The sequence below is a fragment of the Sphingomonas sp. CCH15-F11 genome (genome assembly GCF_001557005.1).
Taxonomy (GTDB): domain Bacteria; phylum Pseudomonadota; class Alphaproteobacteria; order Sphingomonadales; family Sphingomonadaceae; genus Sphingomonas.
Genome location: NZ_LSKG01000069.1, coordinates 1 through 26,300, shown reverse-complemented (window position 1 = coordinate 26,300; position 26,300 = coordinate 1). Strand labels below are relative to the sequence as shown.

General features: G+C 68.0%; 31 protein-coding genes and 1 tRNA gene. 16 read left to right on the top strand and 16 right to left on the bottom strand.

The window, feature by feature from the left end; all coding sequences use genetic code 11:
• The first annotated feature begins 40 nt into the window (after nucleotides 1-40).
• From hisF to AX709_RS06515, 6 genes are all read left to right on the top strand, one after another.
• Nucleotides 41-811, top strand: coding sequence for an imidazole glycerol phosphate synthase subunit HisF (hisF, locus tag AX709_RS06540; protein WP_066548030.1), 771 nt, complete (start codon nucleotides 41-43; stop codon nucleotides 809-811).
• Nucleotides 812-939: 128 nt separating this feature from the next.
• Nucleotides 940-1,188 (top strand): PEP-CTERM sorting domain-containing protein, encoded by a 249-nt coding sequence (locus AX709_RS06535; RefSeq protein WP_066476636.1) that lies wholly within the window; start codon nucleotides 940-942, stop codon nucleotides 1,186-1,188.
• 36 nt (nucleotides 1,189-1,224) lie between these two features.
• On the top strand, nucleotides 1,225-1,419 hold the full coding sequence (locus tag AX709_RS06530) for a hypothetical protein (RefSeq protein ID WP_156454179.1): 195 nt from the start codon (nucleotides 1,225-1,227) through the stop codon (nucleotides 1,417-1,419).
• 33 nt (nucleotides 1,420-1,452) lie between these two features.
• Entirely contained in the window at nucleotides 1,453-1,767 is a 315-nt protein-coding gene (locus AX709_RS06525; RefSeq protein ID WP_066476639.1) for a phosphoribosyl-ATP diphosphatase, read from the top strand.
• 43 nt (nucleotides 1,768-1,810) lie between these two features.
• Nucleotides 1,811-2,188, top strand: coding sequence for an HIT domain-containing protein (locus AX709_RS06520; protein ID WP_066476642.1), 378 nt, complete (start codon nucleotides 1,811-1,813; stop codon nucleotides 2,186-2,188).
• Nucleotides 2,189-2,293: 105 nt separating this feature from the next.
• Complete coding sequence (locus tag AX709_RS06515; protein WP_066476645.1) at nucleotides 2,294-3,850, top strand: amino acid permease; 1,557 nt, start codon at nucleotides 2,294-2,296, stop codon at nucleotides 3,848-3,850.
• A 221-nt stretch (nucleotides 3,851-4,071) separates the two neighbouring features.
• Here AX709_RS06515 and AX709_RS06510 read toward each other — a convergent pair whose 3' ends face one another.
• Nucleotides 4,072-5,070, bottom strand: coding sequence for an adenosine kinase (locus AX709_RS06510; RefSeq protein ID WP_066476647.1), 999 nt, complete (start codon nucleotides 5,068-5,070; stop codon nucleotides 4,072-4,074).
• Nucleotides 5,071-5,171: 101 nt separating this feature from the next.
• Between AX709_RS06510 and AX709_RS06505 the strand changes: the two genes are divergently transcribed.
• Together AX709_RS06505 and AX709_RS06500 are read left to right on the top strand one after the other, a co-directional pair.
• Entirely contained in the window at nucleotides 5,172-5,849 is a 678-nt protein-coding gene (locus tag AX709_RS06505) for an EI24 domain-containing protein (RefSeq protein ID WP_066548020.1), read from the top strand.
• On the top strand, nucleotides 5,846-6,217 hold the full coding sequence (locus tag AX709_RS06500; RefSeq protein ID WP_231727444.1) for a hypothetical protein: 372 nt from the start codon (nucleotides 5,846-5,848) through the stop codon (nucleotides 6,215-6,217). Before AX709_RS06505 ends, AX709_RS06500 begins: the two co-directional genes overlap by 4 nt.
• A 125-nt stretch (nucleotides 6,218-6,342) precedes the next feature.
• Here the strand turns inward: AX709_RS06500 and queG are convergent, their stop codons facing one another.
• A complete protein-coding gene (gene queG, locus AX709_RS06495) occupies nucleotides 6,343-7,470 on the bottom strand; it encodes a tRNA epoxyqueuosine(34) reductase QueG (RefSeq protein WP_066476651.1) in 1,128 nt (375 codons plus the stop codon).
• A gap of 41 nt (nucleotides 7,471-7,511) precedes the next feature.
• On the opposite strand from queG, the gene AX709_RS06490 reads away from it, so the two are divergent.
• Genes AX709_RS06490 through AX709_RS06480 form a run of 3 tightly spaced genes read left to right on the top strand, consistent with a single transcriptional unit; the run spans nucleotide 7,512 to nucleotide 10,936 of the window.
• Nucleotides 7,512-8,429, top strand: coding sequence for an ABC transporter ATP-binding protein (locus tag AX709_RS06490; protein ID WP_066548018.1), 918 nt, complete (start codon nucleotides 7,512-7,514; stop codon nucleotides 8,427-8,429).
• Nucleotides 8,426-9,655: an ABC transporter permease gene (locus AX709_RS06485; protein WP_066548017.1), complete on the top strand. Its 1,230-nt coding sequence runs from the start codon at nucleotides 8,426-8,428 to the stop codon at nucleotides 9,653-9,655. The genes AX709_RS06490 and AX709_RS06485 overlap by 4 nt, the downstream gene beginning before the upstream one ends.
• Before the next feature lie 45 nt (nucleotides 9,656-9,700).
• Nucleotides 9,701-10,936: a cytochrome P450 gene (locus AX709_RS06480; protein WP_066548015.1), complete on the top strand. Its 1,236-nt coding sequence runs from the start codon at nucleotides 9,701-9,703 to the stop codon at nucleotides 10,934-10,936.
• A gap of 22 nt (nucleotides 10,937-10,958) precedes the next feature.
• Here AX709_RS06480 and AX709_RS06475 read toward each other — a convergent pair whose 3' ends face one another.
• Genes AX709_RS06475 through AX709_RS18560 form a run of 4 tightly spaced genes read right to left on the bottom strand, consistent with a single transcriptional unit; the run spans nucleotide 10,959 to nucleotide 13,744 of the window.
• Entirely contained in the window at nucleotides 10,959-11,747 is a 789-nt protein-coding gene (locus AX709_RS06475; protein WP_443026153.1) for a crotonase/enoyl-CoA hydratase family protein, read from the bottom strand.
• A 35-nt stretch (nucleotides 11,748-11,782) separates the two neighbouring features.
• A complete protein-coding gene (locus AX709_RS06470) occupies nucleotides 11,783-12,688 on the bottom strand; it encodes a hypothetical protein (protein WP_066548013.1) in 906 nt (301 codons plus the stop codon).
• Nucleotides 12,688-13,596: a hypothetical protein gene (locus AX709_RS06465; protein WP_066548010.1), complete on the bottom strand. Its 909-nt coding sequence runs from the start codon at nucleotides 13,594-13,596 to the stop codon at nucleotides 12,688-12,690. The genes AX709_RS06470 and AX709_RS06465 overlap by 1 nt, the downstream gene beginning before the upstream one ends.
• A complete protein-coding gene (locus AX709_RS18560) occupies nucleotides 13,577-13,744 on the bottom strand; it encodes a hypothetical protein (protein ID WP_156437621.1) in 168 nt (55 codons plus the stop codon). The genes AX709_RS06465 and AX709_RS18560 overlap by 20 nt, the downstream gene beginning before the upstream one ends.
• A gap of 130 nt (nucleotides 13,745-13,874) precedes the next feature.
• On the opposite strand from AX709_RS18560, the gene AX709_RS06460 reads away from it, so the two are divergent.
• Together AX709_RS06460 and AX709_RS06455 are read left to right on the top strand one after the other, a co-directional pair.
• Nucleotides 13,875-14,348, top strand: coding sequence for a PaaI family thioesterase (locus AX709_RS06460; RefSeq protein WP_231726047.1), 474 nt, complete (start codon nucleotides 13,875-13,877; stop codon nucleotides 14,346-14,348).
• A complete protein-coding gene (locus tag AX709_RS06455) occupies nucleotides 14,345-14,734 on the top strand; it encodes a PaaI family thioesterase (protein ID WP_066476669.1) in 390 nt (129 codons plus the stop codon). Before AX709_RS06460 ends, AX709_RS06455 begins: the two co-directional genes overlap by 4 nt.
• On the opposite strand, the gene AX709_RS06450 is transcribed toward AX709_RS06455, so the two are convergent.
• Nucleotides 14,715-15,146: a CoA-binding protein gene (locus tag AX709_RS06450; protein WP_066476672.1), complete on the bottom strand. Its 432-nt coding sequence runs from the start codon at nucleotides 15,144-15,146 to the stop codon at nucleotides 14,715-14,717. The two genes, AX709_RS06455 and AX709_RS06450, sit on opposite strands and share 20 nt — an antisense overlap.
• 137 nt (nucleotides 15,147-15,283) lie before the next feature.
• On the opposite strand from AX709_RS06450, the gene msrB reads away from it, so the two are divergent.
• On the top strand, nucleotides 15,284-15,778 hold the full coding sequence (msrB, locus tag AX709_RS06445; protein ID WP_066476711.1) for a peptide-methionine (R)-S-oxide reductase MsrB: 495 nt from the start codon (nucleotides 15,284-15,286) through the stop codon (nucleotides 15,776-15,778).
• Nucleotides 15,779-15,824: 46 nt separating this feature from the next.
• Here msrB and AX709_RS06440 read toward each other — a convergent pair whose 3' ends face one another.
• Nucleotides 15,825-16,352, bottom strand: a complete 528-nt coding sequence (locus tag AX709_RS06440; RefSeq protein WP_066548007.1) for a CHAP domain-containing protein — start codon at nucleotides 16,350-16,352, stop codon at nucleotides 15,825-15,827.
• A gap of 362 nt (nucleotides 16,353-16,714) precedes the next feature.
• On the opposite strand from AX709_RS06440, the gene AX709_RS06435 reads away from it, so the two are divergent.
• Nucleotides 16,715-17,266, top strand: a complete 552-nt coding sequence (locus tag AX709_RS06435) for a hypothetical protein (protein WP_066476677.1) — start codon at nucleotides 16,715-16,717, stop codon at nucleotides 17,264-17,266.
• Nucleotides 17,267-17,290: 24 nt separating this feature from the next.
• Here the strand turns inward: AX709_RS06435 and AX709_RS06430 are convergent, their stop codons facing one another.
• The 7 genes from AX709_RS06430 to AX709_RS06400 form a co-directional block, all read right to left on the bottom strand.
• Entirely contained in the window at nucleotides 17,291-18,019 is a 729-nt protein-coding gene (locus tag AX709_RS06430) for an extensin-like domain-containing protein (protein WP_066548004.1), read from the bottom strand.
• A complete protein-coding gene (locus tag AX709_RS06425) occupies nucleotides 18,016-18,780 on the bottom strand; it encodes an NUDIX hydrolase (protein ID WP_066548002.1) in 765 nt (254 codons plus the stop codon). The genes AX709_RS06430 and AX709_RS06425 overlap by 4 nt, the downstream gene beginning before the upstream one ends.
• 55 nt (nucleotides 18,781-18,835) lie before the next feature.
• The gene (locus AX709_RS06420; protein ID WP_156437622.1) at nucleotides 18,836-20,314 is read right to left on the bottom strand and encodes a TolC family protein; all 1,479 of its coding nucleotides are present in this window, start codon (nucleotides 20,312-20,314) and stop codon (nucleotides 18,836-18,838) included.
• Entirely contained in the window at nucleotides 20,298-21,374 is a 1,077-nt protein-coding gene (locus tag AX709_RS06415) for an efflux RND transporter periplasmic adaptor subunit (protein ID WP_066476686.1), read from the bottom strand. Before AX709_RS06415 ends, AX709_RS06420 begins: the two co-directional genes overlap by 17 nt.
• A complete protein-coding gene (locus AX709_RS06410; protein WP_066476689.1) occupies nucleotides 21,358-23,061 on the bottom strand; it encodes an ABC transporter ATP-binding protein in 1,704 nt (567 codons plus the stop codon). The genes AX709_RS06415 and AX709_RS06410 overlap by 17 nt, the downstream gene beginning before the upstream one ends.
• 137 nt (nucleotides 23,062-23,198) lie before the next feature.
• The gene (locus tag AX709_RS06405; protein WP_066476692.1) at nucleotides 23,199-24,125 is read right to left on the bottom strand and encodes a hydrogen peroxide-inducible genes activator; all 927 of its coding nucleotides are present in this window, start codon (nucleotides 24,123-24,125) and stop codon (nucleotides 23,199-23,201) included.
• Between the two features lie 49 nt (nucleotides 24,126-24,174).
• A tRNA-Ala gene (locus tag AX709_RS06400) sits at nucleotides 24,175-24,250 on the bottom strand.
• Nucleotides 24,251-24,471: 221 nt separating this feature from the next.
• Between AX709_RS06400 and AX709_RS06395 the strand changes: the two genes are divergently transcribed.
• Nucleotides 24,472-25,461 (top strand): NADP-dependent oxidoreductase, encoded by a 990-nt coding sequence (locus tag AX709_RS06395; protein WP_082731659.1) that lies wholly within the window; start codon nucleotides 24,472-24,474, stop codon nucleotides 25,459-25,461.
• 132 nt (nucleotides 25,462-25,593) lie between these two features.
• On the opposite strand, the gene ypfJ is transcribed toward AX709_RS06395, so the two are convergent.
• Nucleotides 25,594-26,300: KPN_02809 family neutral zinc metallopeptidase (gene ypfJ, locus AX709_RS06390; RefSeq protein WP_066547999.1), on the bottom strand; the 707-nt coding region annotated here is incomplete at its 5' end.

Below are 26,300 nucleotides of genomic sequence, written 5' to 3'. Positions count from 1 at the left end.
ACATCCGTTCGTCGATCTTGCTACGCGTCGAGTTCCCCGGATGACCGTCCGGGCGCGCGTCATCCCCTGTCTCGACGTCGCCGGCGGGCGCGTGGTCAAGGGCGTCAATTTCGTCGCGTTGCGCGACGCGGGCGATCCGGTCGAGCAGGCGCGCGCCTATGACGCAGCGGGTGCGGACGAGCTCTGCTTCCTCGACATCACCGCCAGCCACGAGGCGCGCGGCACGATGGTCGACGTCGTGCGCCGGGTGGCGCAGGTCTGCTTCATGCCGGTGACGGTCGGCGGCGGCGTGCGCGCGCCCGAGGACGCGCGCGCCCTGCTGCTCGCGGGCGCAGACAAGGTCGCGGTCAATTCCGCCGCGGTTGCCAGGCCCGAACTGGTTGCCGACATCGCCGACCGGTTCGGCGCGCAATGCGTCGTCGGCGCGATCGACGCGCGAAGGAATGGCGACGGGTGGGAGGTCTTCACTCATGGCGGACGCAAGCCGACGGGCATCGATGTGGTCGAACATGCCGTGCGCCTCGCCAGCCTGGGCGCGGGCGAGCTGCTGGTCACGTCGATGGACCGCGACGGCACCCGTGACGGCTATGACTTGGCGCTGACCCGCGCGATCGCCGATGCGGTGACGGTGCCGGTGATCGCCAGCGGCGGGGTCGGCAAGCTCGACGATCTGGTCGCCGGCATTCGCGACGGCCATGCGAGCGCGGTGCTTGCCGCGTCGATCTTCCATTTCGGCGAGGCGACGGTGGGCGACGCCCATGCCGCGCTCGCGGCCGCAGGCATCGCCGTGCGACGGCCGATTGTCGGCTGAGCTTACACTTCACGCAATCAAGCCGCAGCGATTAACCAATGCTTCGCCCGGCTTCGGCGACTTTGCGAGAATCGGCACCGTTCTTGATTAAGCATGATGCGGATGGACCGTTGACCAGGGAGAGATCAATGAAGCCACTCGTTCAAACCGCCATCATCGTCGCCGCGCTGGCGCTGCCCGCGGGACTCGCGAGCGCCTATGACAAGCCGCCCTCGCATCCTCCCCGCACCGGATCATCGGGCGGATCGACCGGAGGGTCCTCGGGCGGCAAGCCCGTAGCCGTGCCGGAGCCGGCGGAGATGGCGCTGTTCGGCATGGGCATCGCCGGCCTGGTCGCCGGTCGCTGGATCGGGCGGCGCCGCAAGGCGCAGGGCTGACGCTTCCTTAACTGCCCGCGTTGCAGGGTGGCGGGCATGCCAAGCATGGTTCGCCACCCCATTCCGGTGCTCGCGCTCTGGTTCGCGCTGAACGCCGCCACCCCGGCAGACGGCTTCGAGGCCTCGGACGCGGCGACGTTCGGCTTCGTGGCGATCGGCCTTTGGGTCGCGCGCCGGGCGCTGCGGCATCGCTTTCGTCGCGACAGGGCGTCGGAAACCGAGCGGGATTGACGCCGGCGCGGCGCAGCGGGCAAAGCCGCGCGCATGGACGATCGCCTGAACCTGTTGGAATCGATGATCCGCAGCCGGATGAGCGGTGATCCGGCGACGTCCTATGTCGCGCGCCTGCACGCCGCGGGCCGGGCGAAGATCGCGCAGAAGGTCGGCGAGGAAGCGGTCGAGACCGTGATCGCAGCGATTGCCGACGATCGCGCGGCCCTGACGTCCGAAGCCGCCGACCTGATGTTCCACCTGATCGTGCTGCTTGCCGATGCGGGGCTCGGCCTCGACGATGTCCGCGCCGAGCTCGCCCGGCGCGAGGGCGTGTCGGGCCTGGTCGAAAAGGCCGCGCGAACGTGACCGCCGCCTGCTCCAGCGCGTAAAGTTCGAGGACTCGCCGCCCATGCCGATCGATGCCACCCAGCCCTATGACGACGCCAACATCTTTGCGCGCATCCTGCGCGGCGAGATACCGGCCACGCGGGTGTACGAGGACGACCACGCGCTCGCCTTCAACGACATCAACCCGCAGGCGCCGACGCATGTGCTGGTGATCCCCAAGGGCCGGTACGTCAGCTGGGACGATTTCAGCGCCCGGGCGAGCGACGCGGAGATCGCCGGGTTCATCCGCGCGGTCGGCGCGGTGGCGCGCGCCGCCGGGCTGGTTGCGCCGGGCTATCGCCTGCTCGCCAATATCGGGCGCGATGCGCATCAGGAAGTCCCGCACCTGCACGTCCACATCTTTGCCGGGCAACCGCTTGGGCCGATGCTGGCGCGGTAAATGGCGCGAAAAGGATTGCACGGGCGCGGTTTGCGTCTAGGCTTCGCCAATTCAACATTTCACGGGACGGCAAGAGCCGCCCGCGACCCAAGGGGATTTGACTGAATGAAGTTTGCGCGCGTCAAGCCACTCGACGCCATCCTGGCGACCGCCAAGGCGAAATCGCTCGAGCCGACACTGGGCTGGTTCCAGCTGACCCTGTTCGGCATCGGCTGCGTCATCGGGACCGGGATTTTCGTGCTCACCTCCGCCGGTGCGCAGAAGGCGGGACCCGGCCTGATGCTCGCCTTCGCCATTGCCGGCGCGATCTGCATCGTCGCCGCGCTCTGCTACGCGGAAATTGCCGCCATGATCCCGGTGGCGGGTTCCGCCTATACCTATACCTATTCGGTGATGGGCGAATTGCTCGCCTGGACGGTCGGCTGGGCGCTGGTGCTTGAATATGCGGTGGCGGCCAGCGCGGTGTCGGTCGGCTGGTCGGGCTATTTCACCGGGACGATATTGAACCAGTTTTTCGGGATACAGCTGCCGGCCTGGCTGGCGGGCGGACCGCTCGCGCTGGGTGGTGTCGAGGGCGGTTTGATCAACCTGCCGGCCGTCGTCATCGCGCTGCTCGTCACCTGGCTGCTGATGATCGGCACCAATGAATCGGCGCGCGTCAACGCGATCCTGGTCGCGATCAAGGTGACCGCGCTGACCGTGTTCATCATCCTGACGCTGCCCAAGTCGGAAATGGCCAATTTCAACCCGTTCCTGCCCGCCGGCGTGTTCGGCGGCTTTGGCTCCGGCATCGGTGCCGTGGGTGCGGCGGCGACGATCTTCTTCGCCTATGTCGGCTTCGACGCGGTGTCGACCGCGGCCGAGGAAACCAAGAACCCGCAGCGCAACGTACCGATCGGGCTGATCGGGTCGCTCGGCTTCTGCACCGTTTTCTACATTCTGGTCGCGGCCGGGGCGATCGGCACCATCGGCGGCCAGCCGATCGTCGGGCCCAACGGCATCCCCTTCCCCGCCGGTTCGGAGGAACTGGCGCGCCAATGTGCACTCCCGCAATATGCCGAGGCGCTGGTCTGCTCGAACGAAGCGCTGGCGCATGTGCTGCGCCAGATCGGCTTCTCGTCGATCGGCAACATGCTGGGCATTGCCGCCTTCGTCGCGCTGCCGTCGGTCATCCTGATCCTGCTGTTCGGCCAGACGCGCATCTTCTTCGTCATGTCGCGCGACGGTCTTCTGCCGGAGGGGCTGTCGAAGATTCACCCCAAGTGGAAGACGCCCTATGTCGTCACCGCGCTGACCGGCGGCGTGGTCGCATTCGCCGCGGCGTTTCTGCCGGTCGGCCAGCTTGCCGACATCGCCAATGCCGGCACGCTCTATGCCTTCATGATGGTCGCGATCGCGGTGATGATGCTGCGCCGGACCGAACCCAATCGCGAGCGCCGGTTCAAGACGCCGATGCTGTGGCTGATCGGACCGCTGACGATCGCCGGCTGCATCTTCCTGTTCCTCAACCTCCCGTTCGAAGCGATGCTCGTGCTGCCCGCCTGGGGCGCGATCGGTCTCGTGATCTATTACGCGTACAGCTACAAGGCGAGCCATGTCGGCAAGGGGATCATCACCGTCGTCGACCTGGACGACGTGAAGGAGCATGTGCCCAACGTGTGATGCTGGCAGTTGCAGTCCTTCGATACGGGTCTTCGCCAGGCTCAACCCCTACTCAGGAGGAGCGGGTTGGGACTAAGGACGAAATTTTCTAGACAGCGAAAAGGCCGGGGAGCGCCCCCCGGCCTTTTTGGTTGTTGAGAACCAGATCACCCTGGCTCACCCCTCCCCTTCAGGGGAGGGGCTTAACCGGGCCAAGTTGGTGACAAAACGCGCCTGCCAGTTCAGCCCAGCTTCTGCGCCACCAGCGCCTTCAAATCGACCTCGGGCCGGGCGCCATAGTGGCTGATGATCTCTGCCGCGCAGATCGCGCCCATGCGCAGCGACGTGGCCACATCGCGCCCCTGGGCCTGACCATGAAGGAAGCCCGCCGCGAACAGGTCGCCCGCGCCCGTCGTGTCGACGACCCGGTCGATCGGCTCGGCAGCAACCTCCACGCGCGCGCCGTCCTGGACCGCGATCGCGCCCTTCTCGCTACGGGTCACGACCAGGGTAGGCACCTGCGCCGCCGCGCTGGCAACGGCGGCGTCGAAATCGTCGGTCCGACACAGTGCGAGCAGCTCGTTTTCATTGGCGAACAGGATGTCGATCAACCCGTCGGCCATCAGCGCGCGGAAATCGTCGCCGTGGCGGCTGATGCAGAACACGTCCGAAAGCGTGAACGCGACGCGGCGCCCCGCGGTTCGGGCAATGTCGATCCCGGCACGCATCGCCCGGCGCGGCTCTTCGGGGTCCCACAAATAGCCCTCAAGATACAGGATCGCCGCGTTGGCGATCAGGTCGCGGTCCAATGCCGCCTCGGGCAGGAATTGGGACGCGCCCAGAAACGTGTTCATCGTCCGCTGGCCATCGGGAGTGACGAAGATCAGGCAGCGCGCGGTGGTCGGCGCGCCGGACCGGACCGGGGTGTCGTAGCGGATGCCCGACGCGCGGATGTCATGGGCAAAGACCTGGCCGAGCTGGTCGTCGGCGACCTGGCCGATGAAACCGCACTTGCCGCCGAGCGTCGCGATGCCGGCGATGGTGTTCGCGGCCGAACCGCCCGATACCTCGCGACCGGGGCCCATCTTGGCATAGAGCGCGTCGGCCTCCTCCGGCGAGAACACCAGTTGCATGGATCCCTTGGTCATCCCCTCCTGGACGATGAAGGCGTCATCGGCCTGGGCAAGGATGTCGACGATCGCATTGCCGATGGCGACAACATCATAGGCGGCTTCGGTCACTCGGGTCTCCGGTCGGTTCGGGTTGGCGGCGCCGTAGCCAGTGGGCCGGCGTCGCGCAACCGCGTTGACGCGCGCCGCCGGCCCAGTCCAAACGGTGCGCGATGCTGAACGCACTCATCCTGTCGCTGCGCCAGCTCGACGATCGTCCCGTGTGGAGCGTGATGCTCAAGTCGTTCGCGGTAACGGTCGCGCTGTTCGCGGCACTCGGTCCGCTATGCTGGTGGCTTGCACGGCGCGCGGCCGGCTGGGCGGGCGGCACCGGGTGGTGGCAGGAGCTGGCCGGCGCCGTCGCGGTGCTGGCGGTGGTGCTGGGTGCGTGGTTGCTGTTCCGGGCGGTTGCGGTCGCGGTCATCGGCATGTTCGGCGACCAGATCGTGCGCGCGGTCGAGGCCCGGCATTATCCCGACCGGCTGGCGAGCGCCCGCGACGTCGCGTTCCTGCCCTCGCTGCGCATGGCGATCGCATCCGCGGCGCGCGCGATCGGCGTCAACCTGTTGCTCGCGCCAGTCTATCTGATCCTGCTGTTCACCGCGATCGGCCCGGCCATCGCGTTCTTCGCGGTCAACAGCTGGCTGCTTGGCCGCGACCTGGGCGACATGGTCGCGGCACGTCACCTGCCCCTCGATGCATTGCCCGACTGGCGGGCGCGCACCCGCGGGGAGCGGCTGGTCCTGGGCGCAATCGGCACCGCGCTGTTCCTCGTCCCGATTCTCAATCTCGCAGCGCCGATCCTGGGCGCGGCGATGGCCACGCATCTGTTTCACCGGAGGAAATCGTGAATTATCCGCCCCGCTCCGTCCTGATCGCCACCGCGTTGCTGATGAGCGGATGCGCGGCGGTGCCCCCGCCCGCCACTGCGCCGCGCGCGGTCCCGCCGCCGACCTACCGCACCGCCGGGCTTGAGCGGGTGCTGGGCCAGAACGAAGCCGCGCTGGTCCGCGCGTTCGGCAAGCCGATCCTGGAGACGAGCGAGGGCGTGGGCCGCAAGCTGCAGTTCGGCAGCGGGCTGTGCGTGCTCGACACCTATCTCTATCCCCCCAACGCCGACGGCAGCGGCGTACCGGTGGTCAAGCACATCGACGCGCGCCAGCGCAGCGGCGGCCCGATCGACCGGGCAAGTTGCGTCGCGGCACTGACCCGGCGGTAGGGGTATATTCGGCGCATCCTTCGCCCCAATCCCGTCGCCCCAGCGAAGGCTGGGGCTTCCCGCCGCGCCGGCGCACTGTCGTTCGCGCGAGATGCCAGCCTTCGCTGGCATGACGCCGATTGGTTTCAGGAACCAAGTGCATTCCACTCCGCCAACACATCCGCATCCATCTCCGCCCCCGCTCGGACCGCACGCTCCGCCGCCGCGCGCGCCGGATCGAGCTGCGCCAACGCCCACACGGCCGCACCGCGTACGACCGGCGCGGGATCGTCGAGCAGCGCCACCGCCACCCCCTGGGATGCCGCATCGCCGCTGTTGCCCAGCGCGATCAGACAGTTGCGCGCCATGCGGTCGCGGCCGATCCGCTTGATCGGCGACCCGGCGAACACCTGGCGAAAGCCGGCGTCGTCGAGCGCGAGCAGGTCGCCGAGCATGGGCGCGGCAAGCTCGGCACGCGGCGCAAAGGCGCGGTTGGCGGCGGCGGCGTGCGCGAACTTGTTCCACGGGCACACCGCCAGACAATCGTCGCAGCCATAGATACGATTGCCGATCGCGGCACGAAATTCGTGGGGAATCGGTCCCTTATGCTCGATGGTTAAATAGGAGATGCAACGTCGCGCATCGAGGCGATAGGAGGCGGGAAACGCATCCGTCGGACAGGCCGCGTGACAGGCGCTGCACGAGCCGCAGCGGTCGGCGCCCGGCGAGTCGGGCGCAAGATCGAGCGTCGTGTAGATTGCGCCCAGGAACAGCCAGCTGCCATGGTCGCGGCTGACCAGATTGGTATGCTTGCCCTGCCATCCCAGGCCCGCGGCTTCGGCGAGCGGCTTTTCCATGACGGGCGCGGTGTCGACGAATATCTTGAGCGGTGCGCCCGCCGTATCCGCCAGCCAGCGGCCCAGCGCCTTGAGCGCGCGCTTGACCACGTCGTGATAGTCCGCGCCCTGGGCATAGACCGAGATCCGGCCGCGATCCCCCGCCCCCGCCAATGCCAGCGGATCGGTCGCCGGGGCATAGCTCATGCCAAGCGCGATGACCGATCGGACGTCCGGCCATAGGCCCGCGGGGCTGGAGCGCTGGTCGGCGCGTTCCTCCATCCAGATCATCGACCCGTGACAACCGTCCGTCAGCCAGCGGCGCAGGCGTTCGCCGGCGCGCGGTGCGGCGTCGGCCGGCGCGATTCCGCACGCGACAAAGCCCAGTTCGGCGGCTTTCGCCCTGATTCGTGCTTCCAGTGGCTTGTGTTCGGACACATCCCCCCGCTACCACAGCCTTGGCGTGAAGGGGGAATGGCTTGAACGATCATCTTGCGCTCAGCGCATCGGGGCTGGTGAAGCGTTTCGCGGGCCGGCGGGTGGTCGACGGGGTCGACATCCAGGTGCCGCTCGGCTCCATTTATGGCGTGCTGGGGCCCAACGGCGCGGGCAAGACCACGACGCTGCGCATGCTGCTGGGCATCATCGAGCCGGACGAGGGGCACCGCACGCTGCTGGGCCATGACAGCCCGCGCGATGCCAGCGACCTGATCGGCTACCTGCCCGAGGAGCGCGGGCTGTATCCCGGCATGAAGGCCAAGGAGGCGATCGCGTTCATGGGCGCGCTGCGCGGGCTCGACTGGGCCACGGGGCGCAAGCGCGCGGTCGAGCTGATGGAGGGTGCGGGGCTGGGCCACGCCGTCGACAGCAAGATCCGCAAGCTGTCCAAGGGCATGGCCCAATTCGTCCAACTGCTGGGGGCGGTGGTGCACCGGCCCCGGTTCCTGGTGCTCGACGAACCCTTTTCCGGTCTCGATCCCGTCAACCAGGAACGGCTGGAAAAGCTGATCCTTGCCGAGCGCGACCGCGGCGCGACCGTCCTGTTCTCGACGCATGTCATGGCACATGCCGAACGGCTGTGCGATCGGCTGGCGATCATCGCCGGCGGCAAGCGGCGTTTCGAGGGCACCGTCGCCGAGGCACGCGGCATGTTGCCGATGCGCGCGCATTATGTGCCCCACCGCCCGTCCGATGCGATCGCCGCGCTGCTGCCCGCCGATGCCGAGCGCGAGGGCGAGGGATGGCGCTTCACCTTGCCCGACGAGGGGATCGAGGCACCGCTGGTCAGGCTGATCGATGCGGGCTTCGGCATTTCCGGGTTGTCGATCGAACGGCCCGGCCTGCATGAGGCGTTCGTCCGCATCGTCGGGGCCGAAGCCGCGGGAGACGTGCGATGAGCAAGTTTCGCCGGCTGGCCCGCCAGACGCTGACCGTCGCGCGGCGCGACTTCGTCGCCACCGTCGTCACCCCCACCTTCCTGCTCTTTCTGATGGCGCCGCTTATCATGACCGGCTTTGCCGCGATCGGCGGGCTGGGTGCGGCGACGGTCGCCGATTCGGCGGGCAGCAAATTGCGGCTCGTCGCGATCGTCAGCCCGGCCGACCAGGCCGAGCTGCGCGCCGCCGACCGGGCGTTGCGCACGCTGTTCCGCACCGACGAGCTGCCGCCCGAGCTGACCTTTGCGACGCCCGCGCGCGATCCGGTCGCTCAGGCAACCGCCATGTTCCGCGCGAAGAACTCCGCCGTCACCGCGACGATGAGCGGCCCGCTCGCGCGGCCGACGGTGTTCTATAATCCGCCCAGTATCCGCCACGGCCGGTATCTCGCGCGGCTGGCCGACGAAGTGCTGTCCGCCCGGCGGCTCGGCACGCAGGCCGCGCTGTCGCGGCCGGTGATCCGCGCGGTCGAACGCGACACGCCGTCGCTGGTCGGGCGCAACGGCAGTGCATTCTTTGCGGTGTTCGGGCTGTTCTTCATCACCCTGCTGCTCGCCGGCCAGGCGGTCGGGACGATGGCGGAGGAGCGGTCGAACAAGGTGATCGAGGTGCTGGCGGCCGCGGTGCCGCTGGAGAGTGTGTTCCTGGGCAAGCTGATCGGCATGTTCGGCGTGGCGGTGCTCTTTCTGGGCTTCTGGGGCGTGATCGGCGCGAATATCGTCGGTTTCGTTCCGCCCGATGCGGCGCGACGGATCGCCGACCTGACCCCGGCGATCGGCATCGTCCCGTTCGCATTGCTGTTCTTCGGCTATTTCACCATGGCCTATATGCTGCTGGGCGCGGTGTTCCTGAGCATCGGCGCGCAGGCGTCGACGCAGCGGGAAATCCAGATGCTGTCGCTGCCGATCACGATTTTCCAGGTCGCGATGTTCGGACTGTCGGCGGCGGCGGTTTCCAATCCCGACGCGTGGTTCGCTACCCTGGCGGAGGTGTTCCCGTTCAGCTCGCCCTTTGCCATGGCCGGCAAGGCAGCGGCGTCGGCGCAATTGTGGCCGCATTTCGCCGCGCTGGCATGGCAGCTGCTGTGGGTGTCGCTGACGATCTGGCTGGGCGCGTCGCTGTTCCGTCGCGGGGTATTGCAGTCGGCCGGGCCGAAAATCCGCTGGTTCGGGAAGCGGCGCTATTGACATTCGTGTCAGCTAGCCCTTCTCTTCGCACAGAGGAGAGGCAGCATGGCGACGATTGCGACCGAGACTGAAGCCGGGACAGCGGCGGACCCGTTCGACGTGACGCGGCCCGAGCTGTATCGCGACGACACCTGGCATGCACCGTTCCGCAAGCTGCGCGCTGATGCGCCCGTCCATTATTGCGCGAGCAGCGACTTCGGGCCCTACTGGTCGGTGTCGAACTACAAATATATCGTCGAGGTGGAATCGCTGCCCGACCTTTATTCCTCCGAGGTCGCCGGGATCACCGTCGCCGACCTGCAGGAGGGTGACGTGCGGATGCCGATGTTCATCGCCATGGATCGGCCCAAGCATACCGGCCAGCGGCGCACGGTGGCCCCGGCCTTCACCCCGAGCGAGATGATCCGCCTCAATCCCAACGTCCGCCAGCGCACCGCCGAGATCCTCGACGCGCTGCCGGTGGGCGAGACGTTCGACTGGGTCGACAACGTCTCGATCGAGCTCACCACCCAAATGCTGGCGATCCTGTTCGACTTTCCGTGGGAGGACCGGCGCAAGCTGACCTTCTGGTCCGATTGGGCAGGCGACATCGAAATCGTCAAGGATGCGGAAAAGCGCCAGGAGCGACTGAAGCACCTGTATGAATGCGCCGCCTATTTCGGCCAGCTGTGGCAATCGAAGATCGGCAAGGATCCGACGCCCGACCTGATTTCGATGATGCTGCATTCCGACGCGATGGCGGAAATGGAGCCCAACGAGTTTCTGGGCAACCTGATCCTGCTGATCGTCGGCGGCAACGACACGACGCGCAACTCGATGACTGCCTTTGCCTATGGTCTCGATCAATTCCCCGACGAGCGCGCCAAGCTGGAGGCCGATCCGGCGCTGATCCCCAACGCGGTGCAGGAAATCATCCGCTGGCAGACGCCGCTCAGCCACATGCGCCGCACCGCGACGCAGGACACGGTGCTGGCAGGGCAACAGATCAAGGCCGGGGACAAGATCGCGCTGTGGTACGTCTCGGCCAATCGCGACGAAAGCGTGTTCGAGGACGCCGATTCGATCCGCGTCGATCGCCCCAATGCGCGCCGGCATCTGGCGTTCGGGCACGGCATCCATCGCTGCGTCGGTGCGCGGCTGGCCGAGCTGCAGATCGGCATTTTGATGGAGGAAATGGCCAAGCGCCGGCTGCGCGTCAACGTCGTCGGCGCGCCCGAACGGATCGGTGCCTGCTTCGTCCACGGCTATCGCAAGCTGCCGGTCGAGCTCAGCCGCTACTGAGCCCGATCCGCCAGCGCCAGGGTCAGTCGGCGAACACCGGCGCGCGCTTCTGCATGTTGGCCATCACCGCCTCGACCTGATTGGGTGAGCGCATCAGCCGGCGCTGTTCGTCGCTTTCGGCCTTCAGGATCGTCGGAGCATCGGCATCCGCGGCCAGATTGGCGAGCCGCTTGGCCGCGCGGATCGCCAGCGGATTGCGCGCCGCAATCGCCCGTGCCAGCGCCATCGCCTCGCCATGCGGATCATCGGCGATGCGGGTAACGAAACGCATGGCCACCGCTTCCTCCGCGCTGAATTCACGCGCGGTGTAGGTAAGCTCGCGCAGGACATCGTCGGCGACGGTGGTGCGCCACAGCGCGAAGCCCGCCATGTCGGGCACGATCCCCCATTTCATCTCCATGATCGACAGCCGCGTGCCCGGCGCCGCGATGCGGATATCGGCACCCGACAGGATCTGGAACCCGCCGCCGAACGCAAGGCCGTGGACGGCAGCGATCACCGGCACGGCCAGCGTCCGCCACCCCCACGCGACCTGCTGCACGATATTGGCATCGCCCCAGGGGCGACGATCCAGGTCGATGCCCGAGCCGCCGGTCGCCATGCTGGCCATGTCGAGCCCCGCGCAGAACGCGCGCCCCTCGCCCGACAGCACCACCGCGCGCACGCCCGCCATCGTCCCCAGCCGGTCGATCGCGTCGCAAATGCCGGTGAACATCGCCGGATCGATCGCGTTCATCTTGTCGGGCCGGGCCAGCCGCACATCGGCGACGCCGTCCACCAGATCGATCGTCACGCGCTGTTCGCTCATCATCCCGCTCCCCGTGCAGCCGGGCCGACGATGCGTCGTCAACCGTTGCGTTGCAAGGCCCGCGCGATCCATCGTTCGGCGTGGCCGGCGACGCGGGCGTCGGTCGCGCGCGCGCCGGCTTCGGCCCAGGCGAGCGCGTCCTCACCGCCCGACGCCGCGATCAGCGCGTCGAGCGCGGTCACCCGCATCCGCGCGCATGGATGCGTGCGGAACAGATACGCCGCGATATCGGTGCCATTACCGCCCAGCTGTGCGGCGATCGCAACCAGCGCCTCGGCACTCGTCATGCTCAGATTGGCGGCGACCCGATTGCCGGCGATGTCGAAGCGGTACTGGTCGCGCCAGGGCTGGCCGGGATCGTGGCGCAGGATGTTGAGCGAGAGCGAGAATGCATCCGGCGGCGCCTGAACATGCACGTCGCGGTGCGCGCGATAAAGCATCAGCCGCCCCGGTTCGAGCCGGGCACGCTCGACAAAGCGCAGGTGCGCCGGTGCGCCGGGGACGCCCGTGATCCGCGCCGGATCGGCCTCGTAATAGTCGCTCCAATAGCCCGGGCCCAGATAGCCATAGGTCAGGAACGCGAAGTCGTGATCATGGGGAAAGCCGTAGAAGAACGCTTCGGGGCCGCTGGCGCGCAGCACCGCGTCCTCGGCGGCGGGCCAGAAATTGGCGCGGACCAGGAAGCGGCCATCGGACGGACGGAGTATCATGACCTGGGGGCCGTAGCCCGCACCGCGCGGCACCGCCGCCCGGCCGCGCGCCGACAGCTCGGCAACCGCCAGATCGCCCATAAAGGTGCGGTTGCGCCCCAGCTGCGCAAGCAAGGGGCCGAGCGACGCGAATGCATCGTCGTCGCGGGGGTCGAGGCGCGCGGTCGCCAGCGCGTCGCCCAGCGCCTCCAGGCCGATCGGATCGCCCGCGCCCGGGGGCAGAACGAGCGGCATCAGGCGTGCAGGCGGGCCAGCGTAGCGGCGGCGGCAGCGCGGACATCGGGGTCAGGGTCGTCAGCCGCCACCTCGCCCAGGCGCGTCACCGCAGTCGCATCACCCAGCATCAGCCATTCGCGCATCGCCTCCCACCGCAGAAACGCGGTCCCGCCTCGGCTGGCGGCGTCGAACTGCGCCGCCGCACCACGATGATCGAGCGCGCGCAGCAGCCGAAGCAGCATCTGGCTGCGCGCAGCCCCGTCGTCGGCGGTCGCGACGCGGATCAGGCTGCCGTCACCGGCATCATGCTCGTGGACACTGGCCGCCGCCCCCAAACGCGCGCTGACCGACAGCATGACGGTCGGTTGCGGCACCGGCTGCACCAGGCGTTGCGCCATGGTTCGACCGTCGGTGACGACGACCGAACGATCGGCGGGCAACAGGTCGGGTTCTCGCACGAGGCACGGGACATCGGAGCGAAGCCGCCAGCGTTCGATGCGCACGCCGCCAGCGCGCAGATAGCAGGTCGCCGACCAGCGCCCCGATCGCACCACGCGCCCCGCGCCCGCTCGGGCGGGCGGCGCGACCCCGTCGGGCAGCACGGTCGCGGTGATCGTGGCGGTCGCGCCATCGTGGAGCAGCAGCGTTCGGCGCGCGGCGTCGCGGCTCGATCGCACCGGCGGCTCGGCGAGCGGCGTGGCGACGATGATCGCCAGCCATTGCGCGACCATTGCCTCGAACCAGCCAGGTTCATGCAGCAGCGCCAGCGCCGCCGGCATAAGGTCGGCCAGCGTGCCAGCGGCGTCGATGGGCGCGATCAGCTGCCGCCATTCAGCGTCCGCCGCCCAGGACGCGGCCCATTCGCGCGAACGCGCCGCGCCGTCGCGCCACTGGGTCGCGCTCGGCTCAGTCCGGGTGAAGCTCATAGACGATCTCGGCAATGCTGATCGTCGATTCGAACACGTCGTCGCCGATCCGTTCGCACGTGCGGATCGCCCCCAGCGTCGCGACGGGCATCGCCAGGTCGGCGATGTCGCACGCCCGGATGATCCGGCGAGTTCCGGCGTCGGTCATGATATTTCCCCCTTGATTTCAGCCTGCCGCAGCAGCCGGCTGCGGCGTGCGGGACGCTGCCGTTGCGGCCATCCCACCGCCACAGCCGACTGGTCCGTTTCGGAACGGTGTGCGCGCCGCTTGATCGCAAATGCCCGGCGCACTAGCAGCCCGGATGATGGAAACGCCGCCGCTCGCCGATCGCCATTTCGACCCCGCCCGGTTCTTTGCCGCGCGTTCGGACGGGCACGGGCGCACGCTCGGCATCGAATATCGCGCGCACGGCGCCGACTGGTGCGAGCTGGCATTGCCCTATGATCCGCGGCTGATCGGCGATGTCGCGACGGGCGTGATCGCATCGGGGCCGATCCTGACGCTGATGGACATGGCGACGAGCATCGGTGCGTGGTTGAAGCAGGGCAGGTTCGCGCCGCAGGCGACGATGGACCTGCGCATCGACTATCTGCGCGCCGCGCGCCCCGGCCACAGCGTGATCGGACGCGGCGAATGCTATCGGCTGACGCGGTCGATCGCGTTCGTCCGCGGCCAGGCGCATGACGGCGACAGCGCCGATCCGATCGCGCATGTCGCCGGCACCTTCATGCTGCTGGACATGCCGTCATGAAGCTGCCGCCCTATGCCGACCTGCTCGGCCTGACGTTCGACGCGCCGGTCGCTGCGGACGGCGCGCCCGTGCTCGTCATGCCGTTCACCCGCGACGTGATCGGGCGTCCGGGTTTCCTCCATGGTGGAGCAATTGGCGGCCTGCTCGAGATGGCGGCGATTGTCGCACTCTATCACGCGCTCGGCGACGACCCCGCGCGGGTGAAGCCGATCAACGTAACCGTCGATTTCATGCGCGGCGGCCGCGACAAGCCGACTCGTGCAATCGGCATCGTCACCCGGGTCGGCACCCGAATCGCCAATGTCGAGGCGATCGCGTGGCAGGACGATCGCGACCGTCCGATCGCATCCGCGCGGATGAACTATCTCATCCAGCGACCGGCCTGACGTCGAGCCTCGGAATCTCCTGCATCGGGCAGCGGTCCATCACGACCTTCAACCCGGCCGCCTCGGCACGCTGCGCCGCATCCGCGTTGACGACGCCAAGCTGCATCCACACCGCCTTCGCGCCGACAGCGATCGCGTCATCGACCGCCTCGCCCGCCGCCGCCGAGTTGCGAAAAATGTCGACGATGTCGATCGGCACGCCGATCTGGGCAAGCTCGCGAAATACGAACTCGCCATGGACATGCTCGCCGGTGATCTGCGGATTTACCGGGATCACGCGATAGCCCTGGTCCTGGAGGAATTTCATCACGCCGTTCGATGCACGCTCAGGCCGGTCGGAGGCGCCGACCATGGCGATGGTGCGTGCCGATTCGAGCAATGCGCGGATGTCCTCGTCGCGTGTCAGTGGCATGGTGCCGCCTTTCCGATGTTCGATTTTCGCCCTGCCCCGCCAACGCGGCCGAACGCGACGCGTTGCATCCGACGCCGTGAAACCTTTTTGCGTCGCCCGACGAATATGAGGCATCAATCCGGTTAGGGACACCCATGATGAATTTTCTGCGTCGCCAGTTTCTGAAGATCACCGGGACCAGCGCAGCCGCGCTCGCGGTGGGCTGCACCGCGGCGGAGGGCTCGGGCACCGAGCGTTTCGAGGTCAGCCTGACCGAGGGCGAGTGGAAGAAGCGGCTGACCCCGCAGCAATTCTATGTGCTGCGCCAGGAAGGCACCGAACGTCCGTTCACCAGCCCGCTGAACAAGGAAAAGCGCGCCGGCGTGTTCACTTGCGCCGGCTGCGCGCTGCCGCTCTTCTCCTCCTCGACCAAGTTCGAGAGCGGCACCGGGTGGCCGAGCTTCTGGGCGCCGCTCAACAATGCGGTGAAGACGCGGCGCGACTTCTCGCTCGGCTTTCCGCGGACCGAAGTGGTCTGCCGCCGGTGCGGCGGGCACCTCGGCCATGTGTTCAACGACGGGCCGGCCCCGACGGGCCAGCGCTATTGCATGAACGGCGTGGCGTTGAACTTCGCGCCCGGCAAGGCAGCCTGAGACCGGAGGTCGCCGGACGCACGCAGCGCGCTGGCGCGGCGTGCGTTCAGTCGAAAGTGAGTACCTGACCGCGTTCCGCGCCGCCCGACGCCAGGCCCTGCGGGATCGCATCCGCGCCCGGCGCCCGGGCGTAGATGAAGCCATTGGTCGGATAGGCGCTGATGCCCAGATCACCCATCGGAGCATACCAGACGCGCACCTCGCTCCAGTCGCCCGCCGCCGAGACGTCGATCGCGCGCACGTCACGTTCGATACCGCCGCGACGCGACCAGTTGGCATGGGTGAGCAGCACTTCGCGGTCGCTGATCACGCGCGAGACCATCGCCACATGCCCCAGCCGCATCCGCTTCGTCGGCGCAAAGCTGAGCACCGCGCCTTCGACCGGCCGGTTGCCGCGATCGTAGCGCCCGGCGGCCTGATCCCACCAGCTTTCGGCGTTGCCGTAAATCTCGATGCCGGAAATCTCGCGCGCATAGGGTGCGCACTGCCAGAACTGGGCGGCCGCGGGACTGATCGTGCCGATCGTGCACATCACGACCAGAACCATGCGCGAAAGGATCTTCGTCGGCTGCATTCAAACCCCCCGGCCTGTTCCATCCCTGGACGTCGCGATCTGAGCAGGCGGCGCGGCCCCGGAAAAGGGGGCGCGGCCTGCTTATCGGGCGAGCGGTGTGAAACCGGCGACGACCGGATGGAACCCCGCGCGGACCCGCGCCGAGTTGAAAGACCAGCCGTTCGACCCCCTGCGAATTTGTTGCGCAGCACGAATATCCACAGACATTTTGGATCGCCCGTCATCGCAACGGGCAAATTTTGTTGCAACGCAGCAGTTTGTATGATTCGATAGTGAATGACGGCTGTCAGAGTGGTTAAGGACATGGTTAACCATTCGGGCGCATGTTGATGCCGTTGGATTTTGAGCGGGTGGAGCAGGCAATGGGTGCACGGTCCAAGCCAGCACAAGGCGCAATGACGCTGGCGGAAATGAAGGAATTTGCCGGGTTCGCGGCGGGGACGCAGCGTTACGTGCGGCGTTCGCTCGACATCGGGCTCGATCGCGACGATGCGATGACCCTGTGGTCGCGCGACGTCGTTGAGGCGGCAAGCATCCGCGCACAGGCGCGCGTTTACGAACGCCTTCCCGACATTCGCGCGATGGTGCCCGATGACAGTGGCCTCGACGCGGTCGAAAGCTTCATGGCGCCTTTGGTCACGATTTCGGCCTTCGATCTGGGCCAAGGTCGCCTGACCAACTTCTCGGCCTATCGCTTCCTCTATGAACGGCTGATCGGTGCGGAAGTGCGTCCGTGGCTGCCGGCGGCCTTCTGCTCGGCGGCGGCGCTGCCGCACCTGCATCCCGACCTTCGCCGGCGGCTGCTGCAGTCGATCAGCGAAGCGGCGGCGACTGCATCGGGCTGGTCGACGCGCCAGCCGTCCTTTTATCCCGCCTGGGTCGAAAAGATCGACGCGACCGCATTGCCGAACTGAGCGCGGGTACCCTGCCGCCGGTCGTCAGCGGCACGCCCGCCAGCGCATCGCGCCACGATCGGCGTGATCGAGGTGGAAATGGTCGCGATGCGCCGCATTGTATTCGGGTGACAGCGTCGTCGCGAACAGGTCGCACGCGCCATCCCGCACATCGCGCAGAAATGCGCCCGCCGGCCCCGCATCACCCCAGTCCGCCAGCAGGGTGATCCTGCGCCCATCGGCCAGGACGAAACCCGCGATGTCGACCGCGTCTGCGGTGGCGTGTTCGCTGAGCGGTCCCGTCTCCCGACTGTACATCCGCCGGCAATTATAGCTGCCCAGGTGAAGAAACTCGGTCACCTTGCTTCCGAAGTGGCGCTCGGCGGCGGGCTGAACGACCTGCCATTCCCACAACGCCAGCGACGCGGCGACGGGGCAAGCCATACCCAGCCGCGCGGGGCGAAAAGCGATGCGGCGGGCGCCCCCCGGCTTCAGCTCGACCCCGTCGGCATAGCCGCACGCACCCTCCATCACCGCAGCGAGCGGCTGAAAGCGCACCCCTGCCTGGTCGAGCAACGCGCGGCATTGCGCGAAATCACGCGTGAGCGCGGTCAGCTTGCCGCCGGTCGCGATGCCGATCGGCTGCGCCAGGTCGAGCGGCGTCCATGGCAGGTCCTGCGGCCGGCTGCGCAGCCAGGCATAGGCGGCGAACAACACGCCCAGCACGATCGCCGCGACCACCGCCGCCTGCGCGGCGCGGCGCAGCGCCTTCATGCCCGGAACGCCGCATCGGCGGGCGACGCGGTCACCGGGTAGCCCAGATCGTCGGGGATGCAGAGCATGTCGACCCCGTCGCGCCGCTCGACCCAGGGCGTGATCTTGCGGATCGGCCATGCGGCGGCGTCGGCCAACGCATCGGCGAAGCACGCATAGCCGGCCAGTCGCTCCAGCGTCCGGCGCGTCGGGAAGATCAGACGGACCTCGTCCCGGTCGGCCTGGTCCAGAATGTCGGCCGCGCTCGCCCAGAAAACGCGGACATTTTCCGTGCCGTCGACCTCCGGCATCGCCATGTCATCGGGTGCGCGCGCCAGGTAGAAGCGGGTGTCGAAGACGCGCGCATGCGGAAAATCGGGGCACCAGCGCGCGAATGGGGTCAGACGGTCGGTCGCCAGCGCATATCCCGCGTCATGCAGCGCCGCACCCGTCGCCATGCCGCCCGCCAGGTCGCGGCGCAGTCGCGACAAATCGCCCTCGCCGGTCAGTCCGACCGCGACGCCCGCCTCTTCCGCCGTCTCCCGGATCGCGGCGATGCGCGCGGCGCGCTCGACCATCGCGGCATGGTCGTCTGTCTGCAGGCGCGCGAGCGCATAGTCCGCCGCGTCGATCCGGCCGCCGGGAAAGACGATCGCCCCGCCGGCAAAGCGCATCGCCGGCGATCGTTCGACGAACAGCAGTTCGGGCGGCGCGCCGGCGCGATCGCGAAACAGGATCAGCGTCGCGGCGGGAATCGGAGGCTGGGCAACGGGCGACGTCATCGTGGCGACATAGCGTCACTCCACGCGAAGCGAAAACCGTGATCCGGCCAAAGGCTCAGCGCAGCCCCAGCACGTCGAGGTCGGCGCTCGCCGCCGCCAGCTCGGCGCGCGCAGCCGCCAGCCGGAACTCGGCCTCCACCCGCCGCAGCCGCGCGTCGTTGGCGGTTTCCTCGCGCTGATTGACCAGGAACAGGTCGCTCGCCCCCAGCGCAAAGCGGCGCCGTTCCGCAGCCGCCAGCCGCTCGGCGAGCTCGGCTTCCTGCGTCGCGAGCGACAGCAGTTCGCCCGCACCGCGAACATCGATGCCCAACCCGTTCAATTCGATGCGAATCTGATCCTCGAGCAGTTGTCGCCGGGCGCGAACCGCCTCGATCTCGGCCTCGGCCTGGGCAATGCGGCCGCGCGCGCCGCGCTGTTCGAGCGGGACCGAGAAGGTGACGCCGACAATCCCCTCCGCCGCGGTGCGCGACCGGCCACCCTCGGCCACGTTGCCCAGGTCCTTGCCCGCTTCGACCCGAACGTCGAGGCGCGGACGCAGACTGTTGCGTTCGAGCGCCAGCTTGCGTTCGGCCTGCTGCAGCCGGTTCTCCAATGCCTGGATGTCGGGACGATCGCTGATCGCGGTCATCGCCGGGGTCGCGGGGATGGCGGGAAGCGTGGACGGCAGCTGCGCCGCGGTCGGCACCACCGCCTTGCCCTCGGCATCGCGGACGTAGAGCGACAGCGCGTTGGCGGCGTTGGCGAGCTGCTGCTCGGTCTGCGTCACCAGCGTCCGGCGGCGGACGATGTTCTGGCGGTTTTCCACCGCGAGGATCGCCGGGCGGAGCCCACGCGCGACCTGGCCCTCCAGATTTTCCTGCCGCTCGCTCGCGACTGCCAGCAGCTCGCGATAGACCGCGAGACGCAGCCCGGCGGCCACCCAGTTCTGATAGGCGGCGATGGCCCGGCGCTGCACGCCGATCGCGACCATCCGCCCTTCCAGCGCCACGGCGTCAGCCTCGCGCCGGGCGACATCGACACCGAAACGGCGGTCGTCGATGAACCGGTCGCGCATCAGCGCGAACAGCGCCCCGACCTTCACCTCGCCGAGGCTATTGGTGTAATATTGATCCTCATAGATCGGGAAATCGCCCTGGGAGAGGCGATAGCTGCCATAGAGCTGGCCGCCATTGCTGGTCAGCGGGCGATAGACCTTCCCTTCGACAAAGGTGCCGTCATAAAAGCCCGCGACGCGGCTTCGCCCTTCGGCGGAGAACACCGTGTCGAACGCGCCTTCGGCCGCGAGCGAGCGCCCGTCGGCGGCGCGTGCGCGCTGCAACGCCTCGACGATCTGCGGGGCGAAGCGCGCGGAGCCGGCGAGTACGCGGTCGAGCGTCAGCACGCCCGCCACCGGCGGCAATGGCGCGGCGGGCGCGACGGTGGCGGGGAGCGGGGCGATCGTCTGGGCCAGCGCGGCGGATGTCGCGAGGAGCAGCGCCGTCGCCGCCGCCGCCGCCAGCGCGCCGCGCCCGCTCGCCTCAATAAGCCGGGGCATTGCCACTCTTTGTCGCCGCATCGCCCTTGGCCGCGCTCCCGGTCGGTTCGTCGGCCGGGCGGCGGAATTCGAGCGGGAAGTCGTTGAGCTGGCGCCACAGCTCGTAGCCGACCGGCACGGTTTCCATCTGGACCCAGCCCTGCACCTTCGCGCCCAAGCGGATATAGCGCGCGTCGGGCCAGCGCACCGCGCCAGGCTTTTGCTCGATCAGGATGCGGAACAGCCCGTTGACGGAAGCGGAAGGGTCGATCGAGCGCACGCGGCCCTCGAACAACCCCTGGGCGAGCGTCGGCCAGCCGGAGAATTGAAAGGCGGGGAAGCCCTCGAACTCGATACGGACATTCCGGCCCGGGTGGATGAGCGCGATGTCGCGACCATCGACATACAGCTCGATCACCCGGTCAGGCGTTTCCGCCGCGAAAGTCGCGAGGACGTCGCCCGATTTGACCAGCGTCGCGCCCGCCGCCGGATTGATCTGCTGGATGCGGCCGGCGCGCGGGGCGCGGACGATCTGGGCCGACTGCCGGTTGATCGACACGTCGATCTGATTGAGCTTGGCGCTGACGCTGGCGATCTTGGCGCGCATCTCGGCAACCTTGATCTGCGCGAGTTCATAGTCGCGCCGCGCGATCAGGCCCTCGCCCAACAGTTCGCGCGACCGGGCGACGTCGAGCTGCGCGACCTTCATCGCCTGTTCCGCCGCCGCGATCTCTGCCTCGACCTGCGCGCGCTCGGCCGCCAGCCGGCTGAGCAGCAATGGATCGAGATCGACGACGCGCGCGACGGGATCGCCTTCCTTCACCTGGCTGCCGTCCTGGACATACCAGCGATCGACCCGGCCGCCGACAAAGGCGGTGATCGACTGGACACGATCGCGCGGGTCGAGCGCGATCACCTGCCCCGTCCCCGGCGCGGTCTGGACCCACGGCACGAGCCATAGGATCAGCGTGGTGACGATAATCGTCGTCACGATCATGATCGCCAGCGCGCGGGTGACGCGTGGCGGATGGAGCGACGCCAGCGTCTTGAAATGGACGATATGTTCAGAGCGGAAGGGCATGGGCCGCCTCCGAAGCGAGATATTCCTGGAGATCGTCAAGCGTGGCGAAGCGCAGCTGGCGCTCGTTGCCCAGCCACAGATAACCGTCGAGCTTCACCGCCTCGGGCCGCTTGGTGAACAGCAGCACGGTCGTGCCGGCCGGGCGCAACAGGTCGAGCGCGCGCGCGAGGCGATCGGGCGGCAACACGTCGTAGAGCGACGACAGCATCATCAGCTTGGGCTGAATCAACAGCCCCGCCGCGAGCTTGAGCGCCATCACCTCGCTGATCGACAGCGGCCAGCCGGAGCTGGACAGCACGGTGTCGAGCCCGTCGGGCAGCTGCGCGACCCGCTGGTCGAGCCCGACCACCGCCAGCGCATCCAGTGTGTCGCTGGCGCTCGCCGTCGCCGAAGCGAGGTTGAGATATTCGCGGATGCTGACCTCGACGATGGTGGGGCGCTCATAAACGACGATGTCGGAGCGCAGCAGGTACATGTCGAGCGCGGCGAGGTCGGCACCGCCGACCGACACGATGCCGCGATCGGGCTGGACGTGGCGCTTGAGCAGGCGCGCGATCGCATGGTCGGCCCCCGCTTCGGCGATGACCACCAGCCGCTGGCCGCTTTCGACGGCCAGGTCGAAGCGCGCACCGCCAAATTCGACGTCGCGCAGGCGGATCGCCCCGCTTTCGGGCGCTGCGGCGTTGGCGATGATCTTTTCCTGCGGGATCGCGTAGAGCAGCGAGACTTCCTCAAGACCCGCCACGAGGTCGTAAAAGGTCTCGAGATAGGTGCCGAGCTGGCTGATCCCGTAGAACACGCCCGAAAGGATGAGTTCGGCCGCGACCAGCTGGCCGATCGACAACTGCCCCTGGATGATCAGCCAGCCGCCGAGCGCGAGCAGCGTCGCGCTGGCGAACGCATAGAGCAGCAGCAGCGCGACCGTCTGAATGAAGCTGTAGCGGAAATGCCGGCGATGGTCGGCGATCCACGTCGCGGTGAAGCTTTCCGAACGGTCCATCGCGAACGACAGGTGCCGGCTGGATTTATAGAAGCCGTTGGAGGCGCCGACGCTTTCCAGCCACTTGGCGGTATTGTGCTTGGAATGGCTGAGATTGACCGCCGTCCGCATCGCGCGGCCCGACCAGAGCTGGAAAATCGCGAAGACCAGGAACACCAGCAGGACGTTGAAGGCGAGGAAGAACGGGTGGTAGAACGACGTCACCGCCAGCCCCACGCCCGATTGCAGGATGATCGTGAAGCCGCCGATCAGCAGGCTGGGCACCGATTTCTGGATGACGACCAGGTCGAAATAGCGGTTGAACAGATCGGCGCGACGCGAGTCACCAAAGAACGGGTTCTGGGCGTGAACCGCGCGCACGGTGATCTCTGCCACGAGCCGCGCGAACAGCCGGCGCTCGAACAGCGCCATCAGATGCGTGCGGAACGCCGACAGGATGCCCGAGATCAACAGCAGCAGCAGCAGGACGCCCGCCAGCGTGAACAGCGGTGCGGGCAGCGCGGTGTTCGCGACACTGTTGATCAGCAGCTGGACCGAGATTGGCGTCGCAAGCGTCAGGAGACTGATCGCCAGGCCATAGATGAGCGCCAGCCGGAAATAGGCACCGTCGGGCGCCAGAATCTCGTTGGTCCAGCGAAAGACCTCGTTCAGGCCGAGCGTGCGCTTGGGTGCATCATTTGCCGCCATGCCGTCTCCCCGGGTTGGTGAAATATTGCGCTCTCGTCAGCACATGCGCGCATTATATGATTGGGACAACCACGATACCACTATCCTGTCGATAGGATTAACCTATTGCGCAGTCCCCTTATCGAGGCCGATCCGCATCACCGCACCCCTGCATTCGCGACGATCTGCTGAATGACCGCGCCGATCCGCCGATAGGCTGGCGCGCGTCCCGAGCCGACACGCCAGATCAGCCCGATCTCGCGATACCATCGCCCGCCGCGGATCGGGCGCACGACGACATCCTCCCCTTCCCCGCCCCGGATTTCCTGGCGGACATAGAGCTCGGGCAGCAGCGCCAGCCCCATGCCCATGCCCGCCATCTGGCGGATCGCGTCCAGGCTGGTGCCTTCATAATCGCGCAGCACGATCGCGCCCGCGGCGTTGGCGATCGCGCGGACCTGATCGCTCAGCCGGTATTGCGGCGAAAGCGTGAGCAGCCCGCGCCCCGCCAGGTCTGACGGCTCCAGCCGGTCGGCGCGCGCCAGCGGATCGTCAGCGGCCATCGCGACGAGCAGCGGTTCGCGGAACAGCCGCTCGACCTGGACGCGCGCATCCGCGACGGGGAGCTGCGCCAGCACCATGTCGTGATCGCCGACGACCAGCGCCGCGATCAGGTCTTCGGGCAGCCCCTCGCGGACGTGCAGGCGCAGGCTGCGATGCTCGCGGTGAAGCTGAGCCACCGTCTGGGGCATAAGGTAGGCGCCGAGGGTCGGCGAGACGCCCAGGCGCAGCACCCCGCCGAGCCCGTCGTCGGACTGCATCGGCAATTGCTCGATCTCGCTGGCATCGGCGAGGACGCGGCGCGCGCGCTCGAGCACCTCGCGCCCCACGGGAGTCAGCACGACGGGGCCGTTGCCCCGTTCGACCAGCGTCGTCCCGAGGACGCTTTCCAGCCGCTGGATCTGGAGCGACAGCGACGGTTGTGAAATGCTCTCCCGCTCGGCAGCACGGCGGAAGTGCAGCGTTTCGGCCAGCGTGACGAAATAACGGAGCTGCCGCAGCGTGATGCGCGGCGATTCACTCACCCGCGCACCGGATCGAAATGCGGGCACGTCGGCGCGCGGTGCGGCGGGGTGGTGGAGCTGAGGGGAATCGAACCCCTGACCTCTGCAGTGCGATTGCAGCGCTCTCCCATCTGAGCTACAGCCCCGCCCCTCGCCTTCCGGTACGCCGGAAGGCCGCACCCTCTAGCGACAGTTTGACCGCCGCGCAACGGGGTTTCGCGTCGTCCCGCCGCGCGATCCGTTTCCCTCGCTTTTCCCCCGAGATGGCGACCCGGAACCGTATCGCGAATGCCGCATCGCATTGCTTTTCGGACGGGCCACGGCCAAAGCCGCGGGAACAAGATCATCGGAACTGGGAGAGAATGAAATGGCGCAAGCCTGGCACCTTGAACGCCGCCCCGCCGGAATGCCGGTCATGGCGGATTTCGCCCTGCGCGACGTGACGCTGCCCGCGCTCGCGCCGGGCCAGGTCCGCGTTGCCAATCGCTGGCTGTCGGTCGATCCGTACATGCGCGGGCGGATGAACGACGTGAAGAGCTATGCCGCGCCCTATGCGCTGGGCGAGCCGATGACGGGCGGCGCGGTGGGCGAAGTCGTCGAGTCCGCGGCCGACGGCATCGCGGTCGGCGACTGGGTTCAGCACATGGCGGGCTGGCGCGACGAAGCGGTGCTCGACGCGCGCGAGGTCCAGAAGCTGCCGGCGATCGACGTTCCGCCGCAGGCGTTTCTCGGCCAGTTCGGCATGCCCGGGCTGACCGCCTATTTCGGCCTGCTTGCGGTGGCGAGCGCGGAGCCGAGCGACACGGTGTTCGTTTCCGCGGCCGCCGGCGCGGTCGGATCGACCGTCGTCCAGATCGCCAAGGCGCGCGGCATGACGGTGATCGGGTCGGCCGGTGGCGCCGACAAGTGCGCGTGGGTGCGCGAACTCGGCGCGGATCACGTCATCGATTACAAGGCCGGCGTGCCGGTCGCAAAGGCGCTCGGCCAGGCCGCGCCCGACGGCATCGACGTGTATTTCGACAATGTCGGCGGCGAACATCTCGACGCCGCATTCGCCCATGCGCGGCTGAACGCGCGCTTCGCGATCTGCGGGATGATCGACATCTACAACAGCGGCGCGGCGACCGAGCTGCGCTACATCGCCCGCACCATCGCGGCGCGCATCCGCATTCAGGGGTTTCTGGTCAGCGACTTCCTGCCGCGCGCCGGCGAATTCTACCGCGACATGGCCGGCTGGCACGCCGCGGGCAAGCTGCAGCGCGAGGAAACGGTGGTCGAAGGACTGGAACACATGCCCGACGCGTTCCTGGGCCTGTTCAGCGGCCAGAACATGGGCAAGATGCTGGTCAGGGTCTAGGCGTTCCAGCGTGCCGTCGTGCCAGCGAAAGCTGGCACCTCGGGCCGACCGAGCGCACCAGTGGCGTGAGACCCCAGCCTTCGCTGGGGTGACGACCGGGTGCTCGGTCAGACCAAACCAAGGACGCTCAGCTCAAATCGCGCCGCTGAACGTATCGCACGCCGCCGGATCGCCCGATTGCAGGCCGATGCGCAGCCATTTCACGCGTTGCGCCGAGCTGCCGTGGGTGAAGCTGTCGGGCACTACGGTCCCCTGGCTCTGGCGTTGCAGCGTGTCGTCGCCGATCGCATTGGCCGCGGTCAGACCCTCCTCGATATCGCCCTGTTCCAGTCGCGACCGGTTGCGCGCCGCCCATACGCCCGCATAGCAGTCGGCCTGGAGCTCGAGCCGTACCGACATGGCGTTGCCCTCCGCGCGGCCGAGCCGCGCCTGCGCGCGGCTGACTTCGGCCGCCTGGCCCGTCAGGTTCTGAATGTGGTGGCCGACCTCATGCGCGATCACATAGGCCTGGGCAAAGTCGCCGCGCGCGCCGAAGCGGCTGGCGAGCTCGTCGAAAAAGCTGGTGTCGAGATAGATCCCCTGATCGGGCGGGCAGTAGAAGGGCCCCGCCGCCGATGACGCGGCACCGCAGCCCGATTGCGCCCCGCCCTGATAGAAATTGAGCGTCGGCGCCTGATAGCGCGATCCCTGTGCGGCGAAGATCGGTTCCCAGGTCTGTTCGGTCGATTCGAGCACGCGGCACGCGAACAGCCGCTCGGCCGTGTTGCACACCGCGCCGCCCGCGCCGCCCTGCGCGACCTGTGGCTGGCGGGCGCCCTGCCCGACATTCTGTGCGGGGA